This window comes from Methylovorus mays (assembly GCF_020531915.1).
Lineage (GTDB): Bacteria > Pseudomonadota > Gammaproteobacteria > Burkholderiales > Methylophilaceae > Methylovorus > Methylovorus mays.
Map to the genome: position 1 here is coordinate 316451 of NZ_JAJAVG010000008.1, position 17304 is coordinate 333754.

Below are 17304 nucleotides of genomic sequence, written 5' to 3' on the forward strand. Positions count from 1 at the left end.
TTTAAATGCCGTGCCAGAAATAAAACATGACTCACACCAACCGTCCACCCCGTACGCGGAACCCGGCAGTTGCCAGCAACCCCAAGCCCTGACCGCCATGTGCATGGCAAATGGCACATGCCAGGGCATCGGCTGAATCCGGCTTGGGCACGCCAGGCAGCTTCAGCAGACGTTTCACCATCTCCTGTACCTGCTCCTTGGCGGCATGACCATTGCCCACCACTGACTGCTTGACCTGCAGAGCGGTATATTCCGCCACCGGCAGATTCTGGATCACGGCCGCACAAATGGCGGCACCTCGCGCCTGCCCCAGCAATAACGTGGATTGGGGATTCACGTTTACAAAGACCTTTTCAATCGCCACCTGCTCCGGCGCATAAGTGGCGATCACCTCGGCCAAGCCATCCAGTATGATTTTCAGCCGCGAGGGCAGATCTTCAATTTCGGCGCCCTTGCCCTGCGTGGTCTTGATCGTGCCACTGGCGACATAACTCAGCTTTTCACCGGTTTTTTCAATGACGCCAAAACCGGTCAAACGCAAGCCTGGATCAATGCCAAGAATGCGCATCAACAATGTCCTGTCGCCAATAACGGCGTCACTCTTCAATCACCGCCGTGGTGTAAACGTCCTGCACATCATCCAGGTCTTCCAGCGCATCCAGCAGCTTTTGCATTTTGGCAGCATCGTCGCCAGTAAATGCAGTTTCATTGAGAGGCTTCATGGTCACCTCGGCCAGCACAGCCTTGAGGCCTGCTGCTTCGAGGGCTTCTTTGACGGCGGTAAAATCTGCAGGCGACGTAATCACTTCAATACTGCCATCGTCATCGGTAATCACGTCTTCTGCACCGGCTTCCAGCGCGGCTTCCATTACCTGCTCTTCACTGGTGCCTGGTTCAAATACCAGAGTGCCGCAATGCTTGAACATGAAGGCCACACAGCCATCGGTGCCCAAATTGCCACCATTTTTGGACAGGGCATGTCGCACATCGGCCACGGCGCGCTGCTTGTTATCCGTCATGCAGTCGATGATGATGGCGGCGCCGCCAATGCCATAGCCTTCGTAGCGGATTTCTTCGTAGTTCACGCCTTCCAGCTCACCCGTACCACGCTTGATGGCGCGGGTGATGTTTTCTGCCGGCATGTTTTCTTCTTTGGCTTCCGCCACCGCAGCACGCAGGCGCGGGTTGAAGTTGACATCACCGCCACCCAGACGGGCCGACACGGTAATTTCCTTGATCAGCTTGGTAAAAATCTTGCCGCGCTTGGCATCCTGACGGCCCTTGCGATGCTGAATATTGGCCCATTTGGAATGACCTGCCATGACTAAATCCTCTAACCCTTTAAATTCGCCGGATTTTACCATAGCCAGGCCGGCTGCTGGCAGTCGCTAACGCAAGCAATACTCGATAAGACGGGAAGAAAGACGAGGCTAATCCTGCCCCATGGCGGGGTCTATGGTCTCGCGACTGCGCATGCTGCGCAGTGAAATAATGACCAACGCAACACCGATGAGCAGCATGCCGATAGCCTCACCTGAAGTCGGGCGTTCACCCAATTGCCACCAGGCAGCGAGTACGCCGATCACGGGCGCCAGCATGGAGGTCATGCTGGCAATACCGGCAGGCAGACGCTGCAAGGCATATAGCCACAGCATCCATGCCAGGGCATTACAGAGTATGGCATTGAAGGCCACGGCACCGATAAACTGAGGCGTCCATTGGATAGGTCCAGCGGGCACGATCAAGGCCACCGCCACCAATGGCAACGAGCCGAAAAACATCTGCCAGGCTGTGAGTGAGAGTAAATCAAGCTCCGGTGAGCGCTGATGCAGCTTCTTGGCGACGATCACCGACAAGGCCCAGAACACCCCACCGAGCACCGCCAGCGTCATGCTGAACAGGTCAGCGCCCAGATGCAACGGGTCCAGAATGAAGAGCAGGCCCATGATGGAGCTGGCCACCGCCAACCACTGAGTACCGCGGATTTTCTCACCGAGCAAAGGCCAGGCCAGAATCATCACCCAGAACGGCATGGTGTAAGTCAGCACGGCCGTCTTGCCGGCGCCGCCTTCCACCAGCGCCCAGATAATAAGGCCGGTAAATCCGCAGGTTTGCAACACGCCCAGCAACAGCAAGGTGGGAATTTGCCGTGGACGGATCGGCCGCCGCAAGATCGGCAGCAGGATCAGCAGACAGAGCGCGCCCAGGAATGTGCGGAGCGCGCCAAACTGGAAGGCGCCCGCATATTGCAAGGCATGCTTCATGACCACCCAGTTATACCCCCACAGCACCGCGAGCAGAAGCAAAGCCAGGAAAGCGCGCACCGTGGCGCTGACGGAGGTATTCATCTCTGCAAAATCAATTCCAGGTGTGGGTATACAGCTTCCAGCTGCCATCGGCCTGACGGCGATACAGCAAGTGCACATTGCCACTGAATTCCTGACGCTCACCCGCAGCATTCACGGCGGCAGCGCTCCAGCGGCCACGTTGAAAAGCGAGCGTTTCATCCGCGCCCACTTCCAGCAGTTCCAGCTTGTGGTCAACCACACCCTGGCCGATCAGGTCACGCCAGAAATCCAGAATAGCCTTGCCGCCCGTCACTTGGGCAGCACCCGATGGCAAAAGACTGGCTTCGTCGTCGTAAAAAGAGGCTACCAGGGCAGGCTGCTGGCTGTTGAAAGCCGAATCCCACGCCTGGTTCGATGTGGTGAATTGCGCCTTTAATGCGTCATTGGTGTGCATGGTATTGCTCCTTGGGTTAGTAACGAATCGAATTCAGCTAGTGTGAAATGTCAGGCCTGGACCATGGCGGGAACACCCGCCACGATCAGATGTAGCATCTCATGCAGGTGGTTGCGCCCGGCCTCATCGAGACCGGCCATACATTGCTTGAGGCGGCTATAGTAATCCGGCATCACCTGGTCCAGTTTGGCTTGGCCGGCTGGGGTAAGGCGCACGCTAATGTTGCGACGATCTTCACCGGCGTAGATGCGTTCAACCAGGCCATCACGCTCTAGGCCATCAATCAGGCCGGTCATGGTGGCGCGTGAAACGCCCGCCTTTTGCGCCAGCACCGAGGGCGTCGACGTCAGGGTTTCTTCCCGCATCAGCAGGATCAGCACCCACCAGCGCCCTTGCAGCAAGCCATGCCGACTGAGGCAGGTATCGAGCGCAATGGACAAGTCCGTGGCTACCCGCAACAAATGCAGGAAAGACGAAATCGCCGAGACATCAGCCTCGGGATAGCGCTGGGCAAATTTATCCAGCACTTCAGGGGTAGGAAGATCGCGTAGTTGCAACATGATTAGGGTCATTATAGTTAGCTGGCTAACTATGTCAAGGCCGTAATGGGATTTTAGGTTCAACTACGCAGCTGATAGGTGTATATTCAAATTTCGAAACAAGCCCTTGCGTGCATCAAGCGCGGGCCGAAAAAAAGAACAGGCAGTTTTAATAAGCCTTAAAAACGTTCGAGGAGGATGTATGAAAACAGTACGGCAGTTGCTGGAAGAAAAAGGTAATACCATCTTATCCGTCGGCCCCGATAGCCTGGTATACGACGCCCTCAAGATCATGGCCGAGTATCGCGTGGGTGCTCTGCTCGTCATGCGCGGACAGGCCCTGGTTGGTATTTTTTCCGAGCGGGATTATGCGCGGGAAGTCGTGCTCAAGGGCAAGACATCCAAAACCACGCCGGTCTCCGACATCATGTCGCATCAGGTGATTACAGTGTCTCCAGACCAGACCGTGGATGAATGCATGAACCTGATGTCAGGCAAGCGCATTCGCCACTTGCCGGTGATTGAGCATGGCCAGGTCGTGGGCGTGTTGTCGATTGGCGATCTGGTCAAGGCGACCATCGAATATCAGCAATTCCTGATTCAGCAGCTGGAGAGCTATATCCAGAGTTAAGCATCGCCCGACCAGAGCACCAGCCGGGCAAAGCCACGGCGTGAAACTCAGATGCGGTCTGTCTCAGGCCGTCCCACCTGCTCCCAGCCCTGGTTGATGCGTTCGCGCTTGTCATCACCCTGCTGCTCTTCCGTCAGGATACGGGTGAGGTCATTGCGCATGCGCAGGCTGTTGACCACTACTTGCTGCATGTCATTGCGTATCGGATGGCTCGCCCACATCAGCTTTTCATCGTGCTGACGGAAACGCCAGGCTGTGCGGTAGGCATGAAAACGGCTGTAGCCCAGCTCGGTCAGCACCTTTTCGCCCAGCTGCAAGGCGCCGGCAAAGGTCTCCCGCACAAAGTCCACTTCGAGATCCATATACTCAAACGCATAACTGCGATTACGGGCTCGGGCCAATATCGTCACCTGCGGATAGTGTTTGCGCACATAACGTGCCGTCTCCAACGCGTCTTCGGCATTATCAATCGCCAGTATCAGCAGCTTGGCCTTGGCAATGCCCGCCGCCCGCAATACATCGGGCCGGGTGATATCACCGTAATATGCCTTGTGCCCAAACTGCCGCATCAGGTCTATCTGGTTCGGGTCAAAATCAATCACGGTGGGCGGCTGGCCCACGCTGCTCAGCAAACGTGTGATCACCTGCCCGACACGTCCAAATCCGGCCACAATCACCGCGCGCTGCTCTTCAAATGCATCATGGCGGGATGATTTCCGGTTGAGCCGCTTGCGCTGGTAAATACCATGCAGCAGCATGAATAACGGCGTGGTCAGCATGGAAATCGCCACCACGGAATTCAGCAGGCTGGCCGTATTGTCCGTAAAAATCCGCGCATCGGCGGCCGCATTGAAAATCACAAAGGCAAATTCGCCCACCTGCGACAATGTCAGCGCAAACAGCAGCGCATCCTGCGACTTATGACCGAACGCGCGCGCCAGGCCAAACAGCAAGACCAGCTTGAGCAGCACAAACCCAAGTCCCAGGCCGAGCACCAGCCAGGGTTGCTGCATGATCAACGGCAGGTTAACCGACATGCCGACCGCGATAAAAAACAGCCCCAGCAGCAAGCCCTTGAATGGCTCGATATCCAGTTCCAACTCCTGCCGATATTCGGAATCCGCCAGCAGCACGCCGGCAATAAATGCACCCAAGCCCATGGACAGGCCTACCGAGGTCATGAGAATGGAGACGCCGATGATCAGGAACAGGGCAAAGGCGATGAAAATCTCGCGCAAGCCGGTATTGGCGATATAACGCAGAATAGGCCGCAGCAGATATTTGCCGCCGACGATCAATACCACCACCAACGCAATCGCCTTGGTAATGGCAATCCAGTCCATATGAAAGCCTGTGGCCGTTTCGGTACCGGGGGCAATCACCAGCAGCAGGATCATCAGCGGGATCACCGCCAGATCCTGGAATAACAACACAGCAAACGCCGAACGGCCCGAGGGCTGCGCCAACACGCCCTGCTCCGCCAGCACCTGCATGGCAATCGCGGTGGATGACATTGCCACGCCCATGCCCGCCACCAGCGCCAGACGCCAATCCAGATGCAGAAAGAGCCCCAGCGCGACCACCAGGCCTATGGTCAGCACCACCTGCAAGCCGCCCATGCCGAAAATCGGCGTGCGCAATTCCAGCAATTTATCCAGTTCGATTTCCAGCCCGATGAGGAACAGCATCATCACCACGCCAAATTCGGAAAAGTGCAGCACGGTTTCGGGCTCGGCAATCAGCCCCAGCCCCCATGGGCCGATGAGAATACCGGCGATGAGATAGCCCAGCACGGAACCCAGCCCCAGACGTTTGGACAAGGGTACGGCCAGTACGGCAGCGCCCAGATAGACAGCGCCCTGAATAAGCAGGGCCGGGATGTGCGCGTCAGCCATGCTTAGACTCCTGCCAGAAAATCAACTTGCGGTGCATGCGCGGTATGTACCACGGGCGGCAGATCACCATCCACCATACCCTGTATCCATTGTGCATACTGAGCGGCCCGTTTTTGCAGGGCGATTTCATCAAGCTGATTCACGTCCTGCGTTAAAAATGGCTGCAAATATGGCATGCCACACAAGGTGGCTGTCTGCTCAAAAGGACGCAGCAATTCGGCAATCGAAAACTGGTTGTATGCCATGCGCTGATAGACATTGGCGGCGCCACCGCTGGTGATGGCATGTACCCATGGCTTGCCATGCAAGGCATCGGCATCATCGCCATACGCCCAGCCAAAGGTCAGCACCGTATCCAGCCAGTTTTTCATCAGCGCCGGGCACGAATACCAGAACAGCGGATGCTGAAACACCAGCACATCATGCTCCGCCACCAGCGCCTGCTCATGCTCGACATCAATCATCTGCTCCGGATAGTGCTGATACAGGTCATGCACGGTGACATCCGGCAAGTCGAGCACGGCATTCAGCAAGGCCCGGTTCACCCGCGAGGCTTCGGCGTAGGGATGCGAAAACAGGATGAGGACACGTTGCGCCATCAAGGGGCTTCCTTCCTGGGCATTTCCATGCGGTAACTGTCATAGCTGCGATTAGCGGCATCCATGCAGTTCTGCCATTGAATCGGATCGGTGAACAGGCGGCACTCTGCCTGGCGGGTGGCTTGCGCGCTATCGTAAAGCTGGCGTCCAGTACAGCCAGCCAGTAGCGCAATGAGCATCAGGCAGAGGATACGCAGCATATCCGTTACTCGCCGATGATCTTGACCAGCACGCGTTTCTTGCGGCGACCATCAAACTCGCCGTAGAAAATCTGTTCCCACGGGCCAAAATCCAGTTGACCTTCAGTAATCGCCACCACCACTTCGCGGCCCATCACCTGACGCTTCATGTGAGCATCGGCATTGTCTTCGCCGGTGTCGTTATGGCGGTAATTGCGGATAGGCTCGTGCGGTGCCAGACGCTCCAGCCATTCTTTGTAATCGTGGTGCAGGCCGGATTCATCGTCATTGATAAACACACTGGCGGTGATATGCATGGCATTCACCAGCGCAAAGCCTTCGCGCACGCCGCTTTCCCGCAGGCACTCGCGGATTTGCGGGGTGATGTTGATAAAGGCAACGCGGGTGGGAGGGTTGAACCAGAGTTCTTTGCGGTAGCTTTTCATGGAAGCGCCTTTCTGCAATGGAGGATTATTCAAGCTGCATTATAGCCAGCGCTTCTGGCGAGTAAACACGCACAAGAGGCCAGCGCGGCCTCCTGCTTGTGTCTAACGAGGGAAACCCGAACGCTAGATTTTGCCGTCCAGGCCCATCTGGTAGTACTTGTGCACGATCTTTTCCTGGTTTTCCAGCAGCCAGTCGATGCTGGGTTCATTGCTCATGGCTTTATGGATGGCCTGGGCTGTCGCCTTGCGGTGCAGCTCAAACAACACCTTGTGATCAAGGTCATCCTTGTCCGCCACGCTGGGGTGCAGCCAGACCGAGACGATAATGCCGATGTCGTTCACCTTGTCCTTGGGGATATCGCCATTACGCACAGCATCCAGCACGCCATTGGCAATCGCCGCCTGCACGGTGCCCATCAGGATATTGGTGTAGCGGGAGTTATCCACCGTCACCTTGCTCACCATCAGCGTAGCCGGACGCACCATCACATCGGTATTCAGAATCGCCAACACCCGGGTATGCCCCTTGACCTGGTCTCCCAGCAAATTGGCAAACGCCACGCCCATAGGCCCGCTCATTTCGCCAATAGCCACTTCCGGCTCGGCCGCCGTACCCGGTGGGCCACCGGCCACCAACGCTTCACCTACCCGCATAACAATCGGATCACTCATACCCTGCTCCTTGAGATGGATTGAAAAAAAAGAAAGCGGGCCCGCCCGAGGCAGGCCCGCCGACAAATGACGCATTGTTTCGGATACGACGCTGGATGCGGCGCGAAGTTGCAGCGCTACTGAGCGAGTTAGTGCTTGAGTCCGGTCAGCCAGCGGCTATACACCGCACTTGCCACCTGATTGAGCGCAGCCACCTGATCAGGTGCAGCCTCCATGATGGCCTGAGGGGCCTGTACACTGGGCTGGTGCAACGCAGCCTCAATCTCCTGCGCACTGGTGGTGCACCAGGTATTGACCAGATCCACCGTCATTTCAATATGGCACTGAAAACCAATGTGCTTGCCCAAGACAAATGCCTGGTTGCAGCACTGTGCATTGCCGAGCAAGGGCGTGGCGTCGGGCGGCATGCTGAAGGTCTGGTAATGCCATTCAAAGGTCGTGAATTCGCGTACGCCTCCCAGCCACTCCTCTGCCAGCTGCGCATCTGCCGCCTGCACCGCATGCCAGCCGATTTCGGCGCAATGGTTATCGGTAATCTGCCCGCCCATGGCGCGTGACAGCAACTGCCCCCCCAGGCAATGCCCCAGCACAGGAATATCCTGTGCCACGGCATCCTGAATAATCTCCAGCAAGGGCGGAATCCACGGCAATGGATCATTCACGCTCATGGGGCCGCCCATCATTACCAACCCACTGTATTCGGTAATGGGCTGCGGCAAGGCATCGCCTGCGTGCACGGAAATGCGGCGCCAGGGGATTCCCATGCGATTCAGATAATGCGCAAAAAAGGCGGGCGTATCATTGGCGGTAAACTGGACAACGGCAACGGGCTTCATGACGAATTCGATTAAAAAACAATAGATGAATGATACACCCAAAGCATGCACGAATCGTGCCGCAAAGGGCTTTTAGCAGAGGGTTTAAGATGCGCACCGATAAAAAATGCACCGGGGAGTGTGCATTTTTTATCGCCTGCCTAGTTAATGGCAAACCGCACTTTATGCAGATGGTAGCCCTGCCGGTCTATATCCTTGATGGCATCGGCCGCCAACGAATCCTCACCAATTTCAACGCCGGTTTTTTGCCGGATCAGCTTGGCGTAATCCGGGTCATCCACGGCAATTTTGGATACATCTGCGCCTGACAAGACGGAAAGATATTTCTGGCTGCTGCTGGCGCTCTGGTAGATATCGATTTTCATGTTTACCTCTCCTTGAGTATTCAAGACAAACAAAAAACTGCATAAGTTTAGAGACTGGAATGGCAAGAGGGTTCACAAAAACCAGCTGACACATCGCATCAGCCCCTACCAATGACAAAAGCCCGCTTGCGCGGGCTTTTGATTTCACGCCATCCAGACAGCAAGCGGTAGCTGCCGGGATGAGATGAACTAGTACTGCACCTGGCCAGGAATCCAGCTGGTACCTGCCAGCGGCACTTTGGCCATGGCAGCGGATTCCACGGTCAGTGCAACCAGGTCTTCCGGCTCCAGGTTGTGCAGATGCGATTTACCGCAGGCACGGGCGATCACCTGAGCTTCCATGGTCATCACGGCCAGGTAGTTGGCGAGGCGGCGGCCTGCCTTAACCGGGTCGAGACGCTTCATCAGCTCGGGGTCTTGCGTGGTGATGCCTGCAGGGTCCTTGCCTTCGTGCCAGTCGTCGTAGGCGCCAGCGGTGGTGCCCAGGGCCTGGTATTCGCTTTCGAGGCGTGGGTCGTTGTCACCCAGCGCCACCAGTGCAGCGGTACCAATCGCCACGGCATCGGCACCCAGCGCCAGCGCCTTGGCGACGTCGGCACCGTTACGGATACCACCAGAGACAATCAGCTGCACCTTGCGGTGCATGCCCATGTCCTGCAGGGCTTGCACGGCGGGGCGAATGGCGGCGAGCGTGGGGATGCCGACGTGTTCGATGAACACTTCTTGCGTGGCGGCAGTACCGCCTTGCATGCCATCCAGCACCACGACATCGGCACCAGCTTTCACCGCCAGCGTGACATCGAAGTAGGGACGAGTCGCGCCCACTTTCACGTAGATGGGTTTTTCCCAATCGGTAATTTCACGCAGCTCGGCGATCTTGATTTCCAGATCGTCCGGACCGGTCCAGTCAGGGTGACGGCAGGCAGAACGCTGGTCCACGCCCTTGGGCAGGCAGCGCATCTTGGCAACACGGTCACTGATCTTCTGGCCCAGCAGCATGCCGCCGCCGCCCGGCTTGGCGCCCTGCCCGATCACGACTTCAATCGCGTCGGCCTTGCGCAGGTCGTCGGGGTTCATGCCATAGCGCGATGGCAGGTATTGATACACCAGAATGGAGGATTGACCACGCTCTTCTGGCGTCATGCCACCGTCACCGGTGGTGGTGCTGGTGCCAACGGCGCTGGCGCCACGGCCCAGTGCCTCTTTGGCAGGGCCGGACAAGGCGCCGAAGCTCATACCGGCGATCGTGACTGGGGTTTTCAGATGAATCGGCTTCTTGGCGAAGCGGGTACCGAGCACCACATCGGTACCGCATTTTTCACGGTAGCCTTCCAGCGGATAACGGCTGACCGAAGCGCCGAGAAACAGCAGATCATCAAAATGTGGCAGCTTGCGCTTGGCACCGGCACCGCGGATGTCGTAAATACCGGTCGCGGCAGCGCGGCGGATTTCAGACAGGGTGTAAGGGTCGAACGTCGCGGAGAACCGAGGCTGCGTCTGAGGGGTTTTGGGGGTATCGCTCATATTAGTAAGCTCCTGCGTTATCGACATGGAAGTTATACAGGGTGCGGGCAGAGCCGTAGAGCTTGAAGCTGTCCGGGCTGACATCGGCATGGCCGGATTTGGCCAGCAGGTCCACCAGAATCTGGCGGGCTTCGTCATCCATCGGTTTTTCTTCGCAATCAGCACCCAGGCTCTTGACCTCGCCGCGCACAAACAGGCGGGCTTCGTACAGGGAGTCGCCCAGCGCTTCGCCAGCATCGCCCAGCACAACCAGATTACCGGCTTGTGCCATGAAGGCGGAGAAGCTGCCGACCGAACCACCGACCACGATATCGGCGCCCTTGAGCGAGATACCGCAGCGCAGGCCAGCATCGCCATCAATAATCAGCAGACCACCTTGTGCCGTGGCACCGGCTGCATTGGAGGCAAAGCCTTTGACGTGCACCACGCCAGACATCATGTTTTCAGCGACACCGGTACCAGCGCTGCCGGTTACCACCACATTGGCCAGCTGGTTCATGCCTGCGGCGTAATAGCCAGCGTGACCATCAATCGTCACCTTAATGTCAGACTTGAGGCCGACGGCGATATTGTGGGCGCCATTCGGGTTATCAATCACCACATGCTTGCCATTCAACTCGGAAGCCGGGCTGTGCAGGTACTGGTTAACCTCGCGCAAAGGCGTTGCCGCCAGATCAAATTTTAGACTTTCCATACATACATCTCCTTGGGCGAAGGTTCAAACACGTGCGCATTCTTCACATCGGGCAGGTGGGCCAGCGAGCGGAACTCGGAGGCAATCGCCACGTAATCATCATGCTCAGCCACCACGGCTGGTTTGCAGGCAAACGGATCGCGGATCAGGGCCAGCTGGTCCTTGGTGCCCATCAACAGGGTGTAGAAACCATCCAGCTCGTCAAAACCATGCTCCAGCGCGGTCTTGAGATCGTCGCCTTCACGCATGCGCCATTCCAGGAAACGGCAAGCAGCTTCGGTATCGTTATCGGTTTCAAAGTCGATGCCCTCGTGCTGCAGTTTGCGGCGCAGGCTGTTGGCGTTGGACAGTGAACCGTTGTGCACCAGGCACCAGTCACGGCCAGCGGTGAACGGGTGGGCGTGGGCCGGGGTAATGGCAGACTCGGTGGCCATGCGGGTATGGCCTACCAGATGGGTACCGCTGACATGTGGCAGGTCATAACGGGCGGCGACGTCCGCAGGCAGGCCGGTGTCCTTGTACACATCAATCGACTGGCCAACGGACAGCATGTGAATCTGGGGATAATGTTCCTTGATCCAGGTCTTGATGGTCGGGGTTTCCAGATGCGAGATCAGGATGGCGTGGTTGCCCTTGGTGCTGAGGCTGACCTTGCTGCCCAGGTGCGCATCAAAGTCATGTGCGAGCCCCTGCCAGTTGAAGTCCATGGTCGGGGCATACAGGCTGTACTTCAGCTCGTTGCCTGCCACAGGCGCCGTAAACACCGCCATACCGGCAGAGTCAGGGCCACGTTCTGTCATGCCGATCAGCATCGGCATCATCAGCTCGCCAATGTTGGCGCGCATGCTGGGGTTTTTAACCAGCAAACCTACAATTCCACACATGATGTTGCTCCTTTCAAATTCATTCATCAGGTGGCGGATATAGTTAACTCCGCCATGCGCTGCCGGGCAGCGCGCTCAAAGTCCAACCTAGTAAAACTGTACGTAGCGATTGATTTCCCAATCCGACACATGGCGCATGTAATCCACCCACTCCATGCGCTTCAGTTCGACGAATTCCTTGCTGAGACCGGGGCCCATGGCATCCATGATCACCTGGTCGGCTTCCAGCGCATCCAGCGCTTCGCCCAGGTTTTGCGGCAGGATGCCAATGCCGAATTCGGCCAGCTGTTCCAGGCTGTAGTCGTAGAGGTTGTCATCACGACCGGTGCCGGGGTCAAGCTCGCGGGCCACGCCATCCAGACCGGCGGCGATGACCGCTGCGGTCGCCAGGTAAGGGTTGCAGCTGCCGTCCGGCAGACGCAGTTCCAGGCGGCCGTAGGGAATCCGCACCAGCGTTGAACGGTTGTTGTTGCCATAGGCGATGTACGCCGGTGCCCAGGTGGCGCCAGACAAAGAGCGTCCCACCACCAGGCGTTTGTACGAGTTAACGGTCGGTGCGCACACGGCCGCCAGCGCCGGGGCGTGCGCCAGAATGCCGCCGAGGAAGTGGTAGGCCAGCTTGGAAAGCCCTAAGCCGCTAGGGTCACTGTCGTCCTGGAATAGGCTCTTTTTGCCGTCGCCGATGGACATGTGCATGTGCATGCCATTGCCAGGACGATTGCTGAACGGCTTGGGCATGAAGGAACAGATGATGCCCAGCTCGTTGGCGATCTCGCTCGCCGCCATCTTGAACATGATGTAGTCGTCGGCGCTCTTCAGGCAGTCGGCATAGGTGTAGTTGATTTCAAACTGGCCGTTGGCATCTTCGTGGTCGATCTGGTAAATATCCAGGCCCACTTCCACCAGCGATTCGGTCAGTTTTTCCAGAAAGGGCGAGTGGCGGGTAATGCCCTTGTAGTCATAACAGGGCTTTTGCAGCGTGTCGCTGTCATCAAACGGATGCACCGCACCATGTTCGTCTTTTTTCAGCAGGGAGAATTCGGGCTCCAGACCGGTGTAAAGCGTCCAGCCTTTTTCAGCCAGGCGGGCAATCTGCTGTTTCAGCACGACGCGGGTATCAAATTCGTAAGGCTTGCCATTCACATGGCCATCGCACACCAGGCGGGCATAACCCGGCTGCCAGGGGATCAGGCTCAGGGTGCTCAATTCACCAATCGCCATGTAGTCAGGGCCGTTAGGCGCAATGCCTGTACCCCAGATGGCGCCACCGGCAAAGCCGGCGCCGGTGGTCAGGATATCGTTCAGATGCGAGGCAGGCACCGACTTCACCTTGGCCACGCCATGTATATCGACAAACTGCGCCAGCACGTATTTGACGTGGTGGTCTTCCAGAAACTTCTGTGCTTCTTCCAGTGACTTCATCGTGTGATCCCCTTGTAGATGCTGCAATGTTTGGTAACTTGAATATGCTTACTTGAAATAAAAGGAGAGGCCCACCGGACCGCCTCCGAACTCTTGGGCCATGGCGGTCAGTTCGTGCCACAGATAGGGGCCGTAGGTGCCATCGCACCACAGGCGGTAAACGGTTTCGCCATTCAATGTCTGGCTGAGCAGGGTGACCGAAATATTGGCGACTTGCGTCATCAGCAGGCGCTGGTTATTGGCCAGCTCGGCGGCCACATCCAGTGCGCATACTTCGGCCAGTATCGACAGCGCATGCTGACCGCTCAGCACCAGGGCTGCATCGCTACGCGCCACGGGGTAAAGCTTGGCACCCACCGGGGCTGGGCCTTGCGCCAGACGGCTGGCGTGACCTGTGACAAACTGGTCTTCCAGCAAGTACTCGCTATTGCCCAAACGCAGCACCAGCGTGGAATCCTGCATGAGCCAGCTGTTGGCTGCCGGTGGCAGTGTGATGCCCTGCGCGCTCAACCATTCGGCAGCGCCAGCTCCCTTGACGGCGAAGCGGGTAAAGGCGCTGAACTCGGCGACACCGGCCACCGCTGCCTCGGCTTGCTGGATTTGCGGGGTACCAAATTCCAAGGCGATTTCCATGCCATTCAGGCTGCCCATGACCGGGTATGCATGGTGCTGAGCGTGGCTGACAGGAGAGGTCTGGATAAAAGTCATGATCAGGCTTCCGATTGCAGTTGAACGAATGGCGTGGCCGCAACACGGGCCATGACCAGACTGCCGCTATCTGTGCGGATATTGAAGGCTGCGCCCTCGGCGACATTGGCCGGATCTACATAGGCAAAGCCGATAAAACGGCCGACCGTGGGGCTGAAGGCGATGCTGGTCACGCGGCCCTTGATGTTGCCGTCAGCGCCTATCACCAGATTGCATTCGTTGATGGTCTCGCCCTGATAGCCTTCGGACAAAGTGAATGGCACCAGACGCTTGTTGAGCGGCTTGCGGGCGATGATCTGCAGGCTGCGCTGACCGATGAAGAATGGCTTTTCAAACTGGATGGCGCCTTCACTACCCGCTTCAAACGGCTGGGTCAGGCCATCGGTGTCCTGGCCGATCAGGTGATTGCCCATTTCCAGGCGCAACAGACGCTGGGTATCGGTACCAAAGGGACGCAAGCCCTCAGCCGCGCCGTTTTCCAGCAGGGCATTCCACACATGCTGGGCACTGCCAGCCGGCACGTGCATTTCAAACGCGAGGTCAGATACAAAGCCCACGCGGATCAGGCGGGCCGGAACCCCGGCAATCTCGGTATCGCATACCGCGCCAAATGGCAGGCTGGCGTCGTCCAGCGGGCGCAAGGTGAGTCTGGACAAAATGCCACGCGCAGCCGGACCAGCCAGGTTGATGCCACCATAGGCACCGGTGACATTCACCAGCCCAACATCCAGTTGCCAGATTTGCAGCCAGCGCTGCATCTCGCGATAAACGGCGGCGGCATTGGTGGTGCTGGCGGTGATGTAGAAATAATCCTCGGCGATGCGGCAAGCAATGCCGTCGTCGACCATCACACCGGCTTCGTCCAGCAACAGGGCATAACGGGTGCGACCAATCTTCTGCGTCTTGAAAGACCCGGTGTAAAAGCGCTCCAGGAACTCAGCCGCATCCGGGCCACGCACTTCCAGCTTGCCCAGGGTGCCCACATCAATCATGCCGGCGGCTTTGCGCACAGCCAGGGCTTCTTCGTAAATGGCCTGCTGTTTTTCCAGACCGGCACGGCGATACCAGGCAGGCCGTTTCCACACGCCCACATCGGTGAACTCGGCGTCATGCGCTTCGTGCCAGCCATGCAGCGTGGTCAGGCGATGCGGGTGCAAGCCACGTCCGGCCAGATGCCCGATCGGCGTTGGATGGAAGAATGGACGCGCGGTGGTGGTGCCAATGCGTTCCACCGGCAATTGGCGGATACGCGCCAGAATGCGAATGGCATTCATATTGGAATGCTTGCCCTGGCTGGGGCCCATGCCGACCGTGGTAAAGCGCTTCATCAGCTCGATATTGTCAAAGCCTTCCTGCGCGGCATGCACAAAATCCTTGATGCTGATGTCTTCGTCAAAGTCGACAAAATTCTTGCCCTTGGGATGCTCCACCATGGGGTAAGGATGGCTGGGGCTGGCGATGTATTCGCGGTCCACGGTGACGCTGGGCACTTGCTTGCCCAGGTAAGTCAACGCTTCGGAAGCCGCGCGGGCACCATCCTGCAACCGTTGCGCCAGATCAAAAATGCCATTCACCTTGCCCGCGGCAAACATGCCGGCAGGCAGCTTGGCAGGCACGAACTGCTCGGCAGACTTTTCATAGCGCATGCCAGTGCCAGCCTGATACAGCAAGGCAGCGGCTGGTGCCCAGCCTGCGCTCATGATGATGCCGTCACAAGCGAGGGTGAAGCGGTCATGCAGCAGCGGCTTGGCGCTGGCTTCGTCGTAACTGCAGATCACGGCACCCTTGACGCCAAACTTGTTGGCCGCAGGCAGCACTTCATAGACACACGCGCCGTTGTAGATGGCGACGCCACGGCTCTTGATGGCATCCACCAGGCTGCAGGGCTCACCCTCAGCACGCAGGTCGACAATCGCCTTGACGGTGACACCGGCATCAAGCAGATCCATGGCGGCACGGTAGCCTTGCTTGTTGGCGGCAAACACCACGGCGCTTTCGCATGGCTTGGTGGCATAGCGGGCCAGCAGGCGTTGGGCTGCCGTTGCCAACATGACGCCAGGCAAATCGTTATTGCGGAACACGGGAGGCTGTTCAAAGGCGCCACTCGCCACGATCACGGCTTTGGCACGCACCTTGGTAATGCCGGTGGTTTCCACAATCGGAATCAGGTGGTCGGTGTAATAGCCAGCGGCATAAGCGCCCGTGCGCAGCGTGACATTCGGGTACTTGGCCAGCTCGGCCAGCAGGTCGGCCAGACGCTTGGCAGATTCATCAGAACCACCCAGGTCATAGCTCAGGCTGCCACCCGCTTGTGCATTTTCATCCACCACGATGATGTTCACACCATGCGGAGCCGCCATCAGCGCCGCGGTCAGGCCGGTGGGGCCAGCGCCGATGATCAGCAGATCGCAATGCGTATGCAGCTTGCGCTTGAGCTCACGTGGGTAGTTGAAATTGACCACGCCCAGGCCTGCCGACTTGCGGATGATGTTTTCCCAGAAAGGGAACAGGCTGCGTGGCGTATGGAACGCCTTGTAATAAAAGCCCACCGGCAATATCGATGAAATCGCATCAATAAAGCGCTTCTTGTCGTTCTTCACACCGCCATCGGTATTCACCACGGTCAGCTGCATGCCATCCTGCACCGGCAAAACATCGCCGCGCATATTGGTATCGGTACCATCAGCCAGCATGACGTTGACGTCATGATTGGCCAGGCTCAACACGCCACGTGGGCGGTGGTATTTGAAACTGCGACCCAGCACGGTCTCACCGGCGGCCCACAGGGCACTGCTGATGGTATCGCCTTCATAGGCCTGGTATTTCTGGCCTTCAAAATAAAAGCTGATGGGCTTGTCGCGCTTCAGCCATTCACTGGCACGCTGAGGTAAACGCTTGCTCATGCCTTGTCCTCCTGGCCGTAAAGATAGGTACGCGCCACCTGATCGGTCAGGGTGTTGCGCTCGGCTACAAACCAGGTGCCGCTTGGGCTGTGATACCACCATTCCTTTTTCAGGCCGGGGGCGCCAGTGCGGTTGTACACATAGGCGGCCCAGGCGCTATCGCTTGCCTGCGCAGGGTCAGGCATGTTGCGAATCTCGCCACCGAAGACAAATTCGCTCAGGGGACGGGTTCCATTCACGGGACAAGTCAGTAATTTCAAAACAG

At 57.8% G+C, this 17304-nt stretch carries 20 protein-coding genes; 1 reads left to right on the forward strand and 19 read right to left on the reverse strand.

The genetic code is table 11. The features are described from left to right. Nucleotides 1-31: 31 nt before the first annotated feature. From ruvC to LG203_RS11995, 5 genes are all read right to left on the reverse strand, one after another. Nucleotides 32-568, reverse strand: coding sequence for a crossover junction endodeoxyribonuclease RuvC (gene ruvC / locus LG203_RS11975; RefSeq protein WP_013443111.1), 537 nt, complete (start codon nt 566-568; stop codon nt 32-34). Between the two features lie 28 nt (nt 569-596). Then, nucleotides 597-1322, reverse strand: a complete 726-nt coding sequence (locus LG203_RS11980; protein WP_230345973.1) for a YebC/PmpR family DNA-binding transcriptional regulator — start codon at nt 1320-1322, stop codon at nt 597-599. A 108-nt stretch (nt 1323-1430) separates the two neighbouring features. Beyond that, nucleotides 1431-2348: a DMT family transporter gene (locus tag LG203_RS11985; protein WP_230345974.1), complete on the reverse strand. Its 918-nt coding sequence runs from the start codon at nt 2346-2348 to the stop codon at nt 1431-1433. A 10-nt stretch (nt 2349-2358) separates the two neighbouring features. Further along, complete coding sequence (locus LG203_RS11990; protein WP_230345975.1) at nt 2359-2742, reverse strand: YybH family protein; 384 nt, start codon at nt 2740-2742, stop codon at nt 2359-2361. 50 nt (nt 2743-2792) lie between these two features. Continuing rightward, the gene (locus tag LG203_RS11995; protein WP_230345976.1) at nt 2793-3302 is read right to left on the reverse strand and encodes a MarR family winged helix-turn-helix transcriptional regulator; all 510 of its coding nucleotides are present in this window, start codon (nt 3300-3302) and stop codon (nt 2793-2795) included. 181 nt (nt 3303-3483) lie between these two features. Here LG203_RS11995 and LG203_RS12000 point away from each other — a divergent pair, with 181 nt between their 5' ends. Next, the gene (locus tag LG203_RS12000) at nt 3484-3912 is read left to right on the forward strand and encodes a CBS domain-containing protein (RefSeq protein ID WP_013443116.1); all 429 of its coding nucleotides are present in this window, start codon (nt 3484-3486) and stop codon (nt 3910-3912) included. Nucleotides 3913-3959: 47 nt separating this feature from the next. Here LG203_RS12000 and LG203_RS12005 read toward each other — a convergent pair whose 3' ends face one another. The 14 genes from LG203_RS12005 to LG203_RS12070 all read right to left on the reverse strand — a co-directional run bounded on the left by LG203_RS12005 (nt 3960) and on the right by LG203_RS12070 (nt 17299). Further along, nucleotides 3960-5807, reverse strand: a complete 1848-nt coding sequence (locus tag LG203_RS12005) for a monovalent cation:proton antiporter-2 (CPA2) family protein (RefSeq protein ID WP_230345977.1) — start codon at nt 5805-5807, stop codon at nt 3960-3962. Between the two features lie 2 nt (nt 5808-5809). Further along, nucleotides 5810-6406 (reverse strand): NAD(P)H-dependent oxidoreductase, encoded by a 597-nt coding sequence (locus tag LG203_RS12010; RefSeq protein WP_230345978.1) that lies wholly within the window; start codon nt 6404-6406, stop codon nt 5810-5812. Next, nucleotides 6406-6606 (reverse strand): hypothetical protein, encoded by a 201-nt coding sequence (locus LG203_RS12015; RefSeq protein ID WP_230345979.1) that lies wholly within the window; start codon nt 6604-6606, stop codon nt 6406-6408. The genes LG203_RS12010 and LG203_RS12015 overlap by 1 nt, the downstream gene beginning before the upstream one ends. Before the next feature lie 5 nt (nt 6607-6611). Further along, nucleotides 6612-7031 carry a secondary thiamine-phosphate synthase enzyme YjbQ gene (locus tag LG203_RS12020; RefSeq protein ID WP_013443120.1) on the reverse strand — a complete coding sequence of 140 codons (420 nt, stop codon included), beginning with the start codon at nt 7029-7031 and terminating at the stop codon, nt 6612-6614. 123 nt (nt 7032-7154) lie between these two features. Next, on the reverse strand, nt 7155-7703 hold the full coding sequence (gene fae / locus LG203_RS12025; protein WP_013443121.1) for a formaldehyde-activating enzyme: 549 nt from the start codon (nt 7701-7703) through the stop codon (nt 7155-7157). Nucleotides 7704-7831: 128 nt separating this feature from the next. Next, nucleotides 7832-8539 (reverse strand): type 1 glutamine amidotransferase, encoded by a 708-nt coding sequence (locus tag LG203_RS12030; protein ID WP_230345980.1) that lies wholly within the window; start codon nt 8537-8539, stop codon nt 7832-7834. A 140-nt stretch (nt 8540-8679) separates the two neighbouring features. Beyond that, nucleotides 8680-8904 carry a hypothetical protein gene (locus tag LG203_RS12035; RefSeq protein ID WP_230345981.1) on the reverse strand — a complete coding sequence of 75 codons (225 nt, stop codon included), beginning with the start codon at nt 8902-8904 and terminating at the stop codon, nt 8680-8682. Nucleotides 8905-9093: 189 nt separating this feature from the next. Further along, nucleotides 9094-10428, reverse strand: a complete 1335-nt coding sequence (locus tag LG203_RS12040) for an FMN-binding glutamate synthase family protein (RefSeq protein ID WP_013443129.1) — start codon at nt 10426-10428, stop codon at nt 9094-9096. 1 nt (nt 10429) lies between these two features. Beyond that, nucleotides 10430-11122: a GltB/FmdC/FwdC-like GXGXG domain-containing protein gene (locus tag LG203_RS12045; RefSeq protein WP_230345982.1), complete on the reverse strand. Its 693-nt coding sequence runs from the start codon at nt 11120-11122 to the stop codon at nt 10430-10432. Next, nucleotides 11110-12006 carry a class II glutamine amidotransferase gene (locus LG203_RS12050; protein WP_013443131.1) on the reverse strand — a complete coding sequence of 299 codons (897 nt, stop codon included), beginning with the start codon at nt 12004-12006 and terminating at the stop codon, nt 11110-11112. Before LG203_RS12050 ends, LG203_RS12045 begins: the two co-directional genes overlap by 13 nt. 87 nt (nt 12007-12093) lie before the next feature. Further along, nucleotides 12094-13428, reverse strand: a complete 1335-nt coding sequence (gene glnT / locus LG203_RS12055; protein WP_230345983.1) for a type III glutamate--ammonia ligase — start codon at nt 13426-13428, stop codon at nt 12094-12096. Nucleotides 13429-13476: 48 nt separating this feature from the next. Next, nucleotides 13477-14136: a sarcosine oxidase subunit gamma gene (locus tag LG203_RS12060; protein ID WP_230345984.1), complete on the reverse strand. Its 660-nt coding sequence runs from the start codon at nt 14134-14136 to the stop codon at nt 13477-13479. Nucleotides 14137-14138: 2 nt separating this feature from the next. Next, complete coding sequence (locus tag LG203_RS12065; RefSeq protein ID WP_230345985.1) at nt 14139-17039, reverse strand: 2Fe-2S iron-sulfur cluster-binding protein; 2901 nt, start codon at nt 17037-17039, stop codon at nt 14139-14141. Further along, entirely contained in the window at nt 17036-17299 is a 264-nt protein-coding gene (locus LG203_RS12070) for a sarcosine oxidase subunit delta (RefSeq protein ID WP_230345986.1), read from the reverse strand. The genes LG203_RS12065 and LG203_RS12070 overlap by 4 nt, the downstream gene beginning before the upstream one ends. Nucleotides 17300-17304: the final 5 nt, after the last annotated feature.

Bases quoted from the DNA above. Each gene is read 5' to 3' on its own strand.
- LG203_RS12035 (WP_230345981.1), bottom strand. From the start codon at position 8,904: ATGAAAATCGATATCTACCAGAGCGCCAGCAGCAGCCAGAAATATCTT.
- LG203_RS12000 (WP_013443116.1), top strand. From the start codon at position 3,484: ATGAAAACAGTACGGCAGTTGCTGGAAGAAAAAGGTAATACCATCTTA.
- fae (WP_013443121.1), bottom strand. From the start codon at position 7,703: ATGAGTGATCCGATTGTTATGCGGGTAGGTGAAGCGTTGGTGGCCGGT.
- LG203_RS11985 (WP_230345974.1), bottom strand. From the start codon at position 2,348: ATGAATACCTCCGTCAGCGCCACGGTGCGCGCTTTCCTGGCTTTGCTT.
- glnT (WP_230345983.1), bottom strand. From the start codon at position 13,428: ATGAAGTCACTGGAAGAAGCACAGAAGTTTCTGGAAGACCACCACGTC.
- ruvC (WP_013443111.1), bottom strand. From the start codon at position 568: ATGCGCATTCTTGGCATTGATCCAGGCTTGCGTTTGACCGGTTTTGGC.
- LG203_RS12010 (WP_230345978.1), bottom strand. From the start codon at position 6,406: ATGGCGCAACGTGTCCTCATCCTGTTTTCGCATCCCTACGCCGAAGCC.
- LG203_RS12065 (WP_230345985.1), bottom strand. From the start codon at position 17,039: ATGAGCAAGCGTTTACCTCAGCGTGCCAGTGAATGGCTGAAGCGCGAC.
- LG203_RS12015 (WP_230345979.1), bottom strand. From the start codon at position 6,606: ATGCTGCGTATCCTCTGCCTGATGCTCATTGCGCTACTGGCTGGCTGT.
- LG203_RS12050 (WP_013443131.1), bottom strand. From the start codon at position 12,006: ATGTGTGGAATTGTAGGTTTGCTGGTTAAAAACCCCAGCATGCGCGCC.
- LG203_RS12030 (WP_230345980.1), bottom strand. From the start codon at position 8,539: ATGAAGCCCGTTGCCGTTGTCCAGTTTACCGCCAATGATACGCCCGCC.
- LG203_RS12060 (WP_230345984.1), bottom strand. From the start codon at position 14,136: ATGACTTTTATCCAGACCTCTCCTGTCAGCCACGCTCAGCACCATGCA.
- LG203_RS12005 (WP_230345977.1), bottom strand. From the start codon at position 5,807: ATGGCTGACGCGCACATCCCGGCCCTGCTTATTCAGGGCGCTGTCTAT.
- LG203_RS11980 (WP_230345973.1), bottom strand. From the start codon at position 1,322: ATGGCAGGTCATTCCAAATGGGCCAATATTCAGCATCGCAAGGGCCGT.
- LG203_RS11990 (WP_230345975.1), bottom strand. From the start codon at position 2,742: ATGCACACCAATGACGCATTAAAGGCGCAATTCACCACATCGAACCAG.
- LG203_RS12020 (WP_013443120.1), bottom strand. From the start codon at position 7,031: ATGAAAAGCTACCGCAAAGAACTCTGGTTCAACCCTCCCACCCGCGTT.
- LG203_RS12040 (WP_013443129.1), bottom strand. From the start codon at position 10,428: ATGAGCGATACCCCCAAAACCCCTCAGACGCAGCCTCGGTTCTCCGCG.
- LG203_RS12045 (WP_230345982.1), bottom strand. From the start codon at position 11,122: ATGGAAAGTCTAAAATTTGATCTGGCGGCAACGCCTTTGCGCGAGGTT.
- LG203_RS11995 (WP_230345976.1), bottom strand. From the start codon at position 3,302: ATGTTGCAACTACGCGATCTTCCTACCCCTGAAGTGCTGGATAAATTT.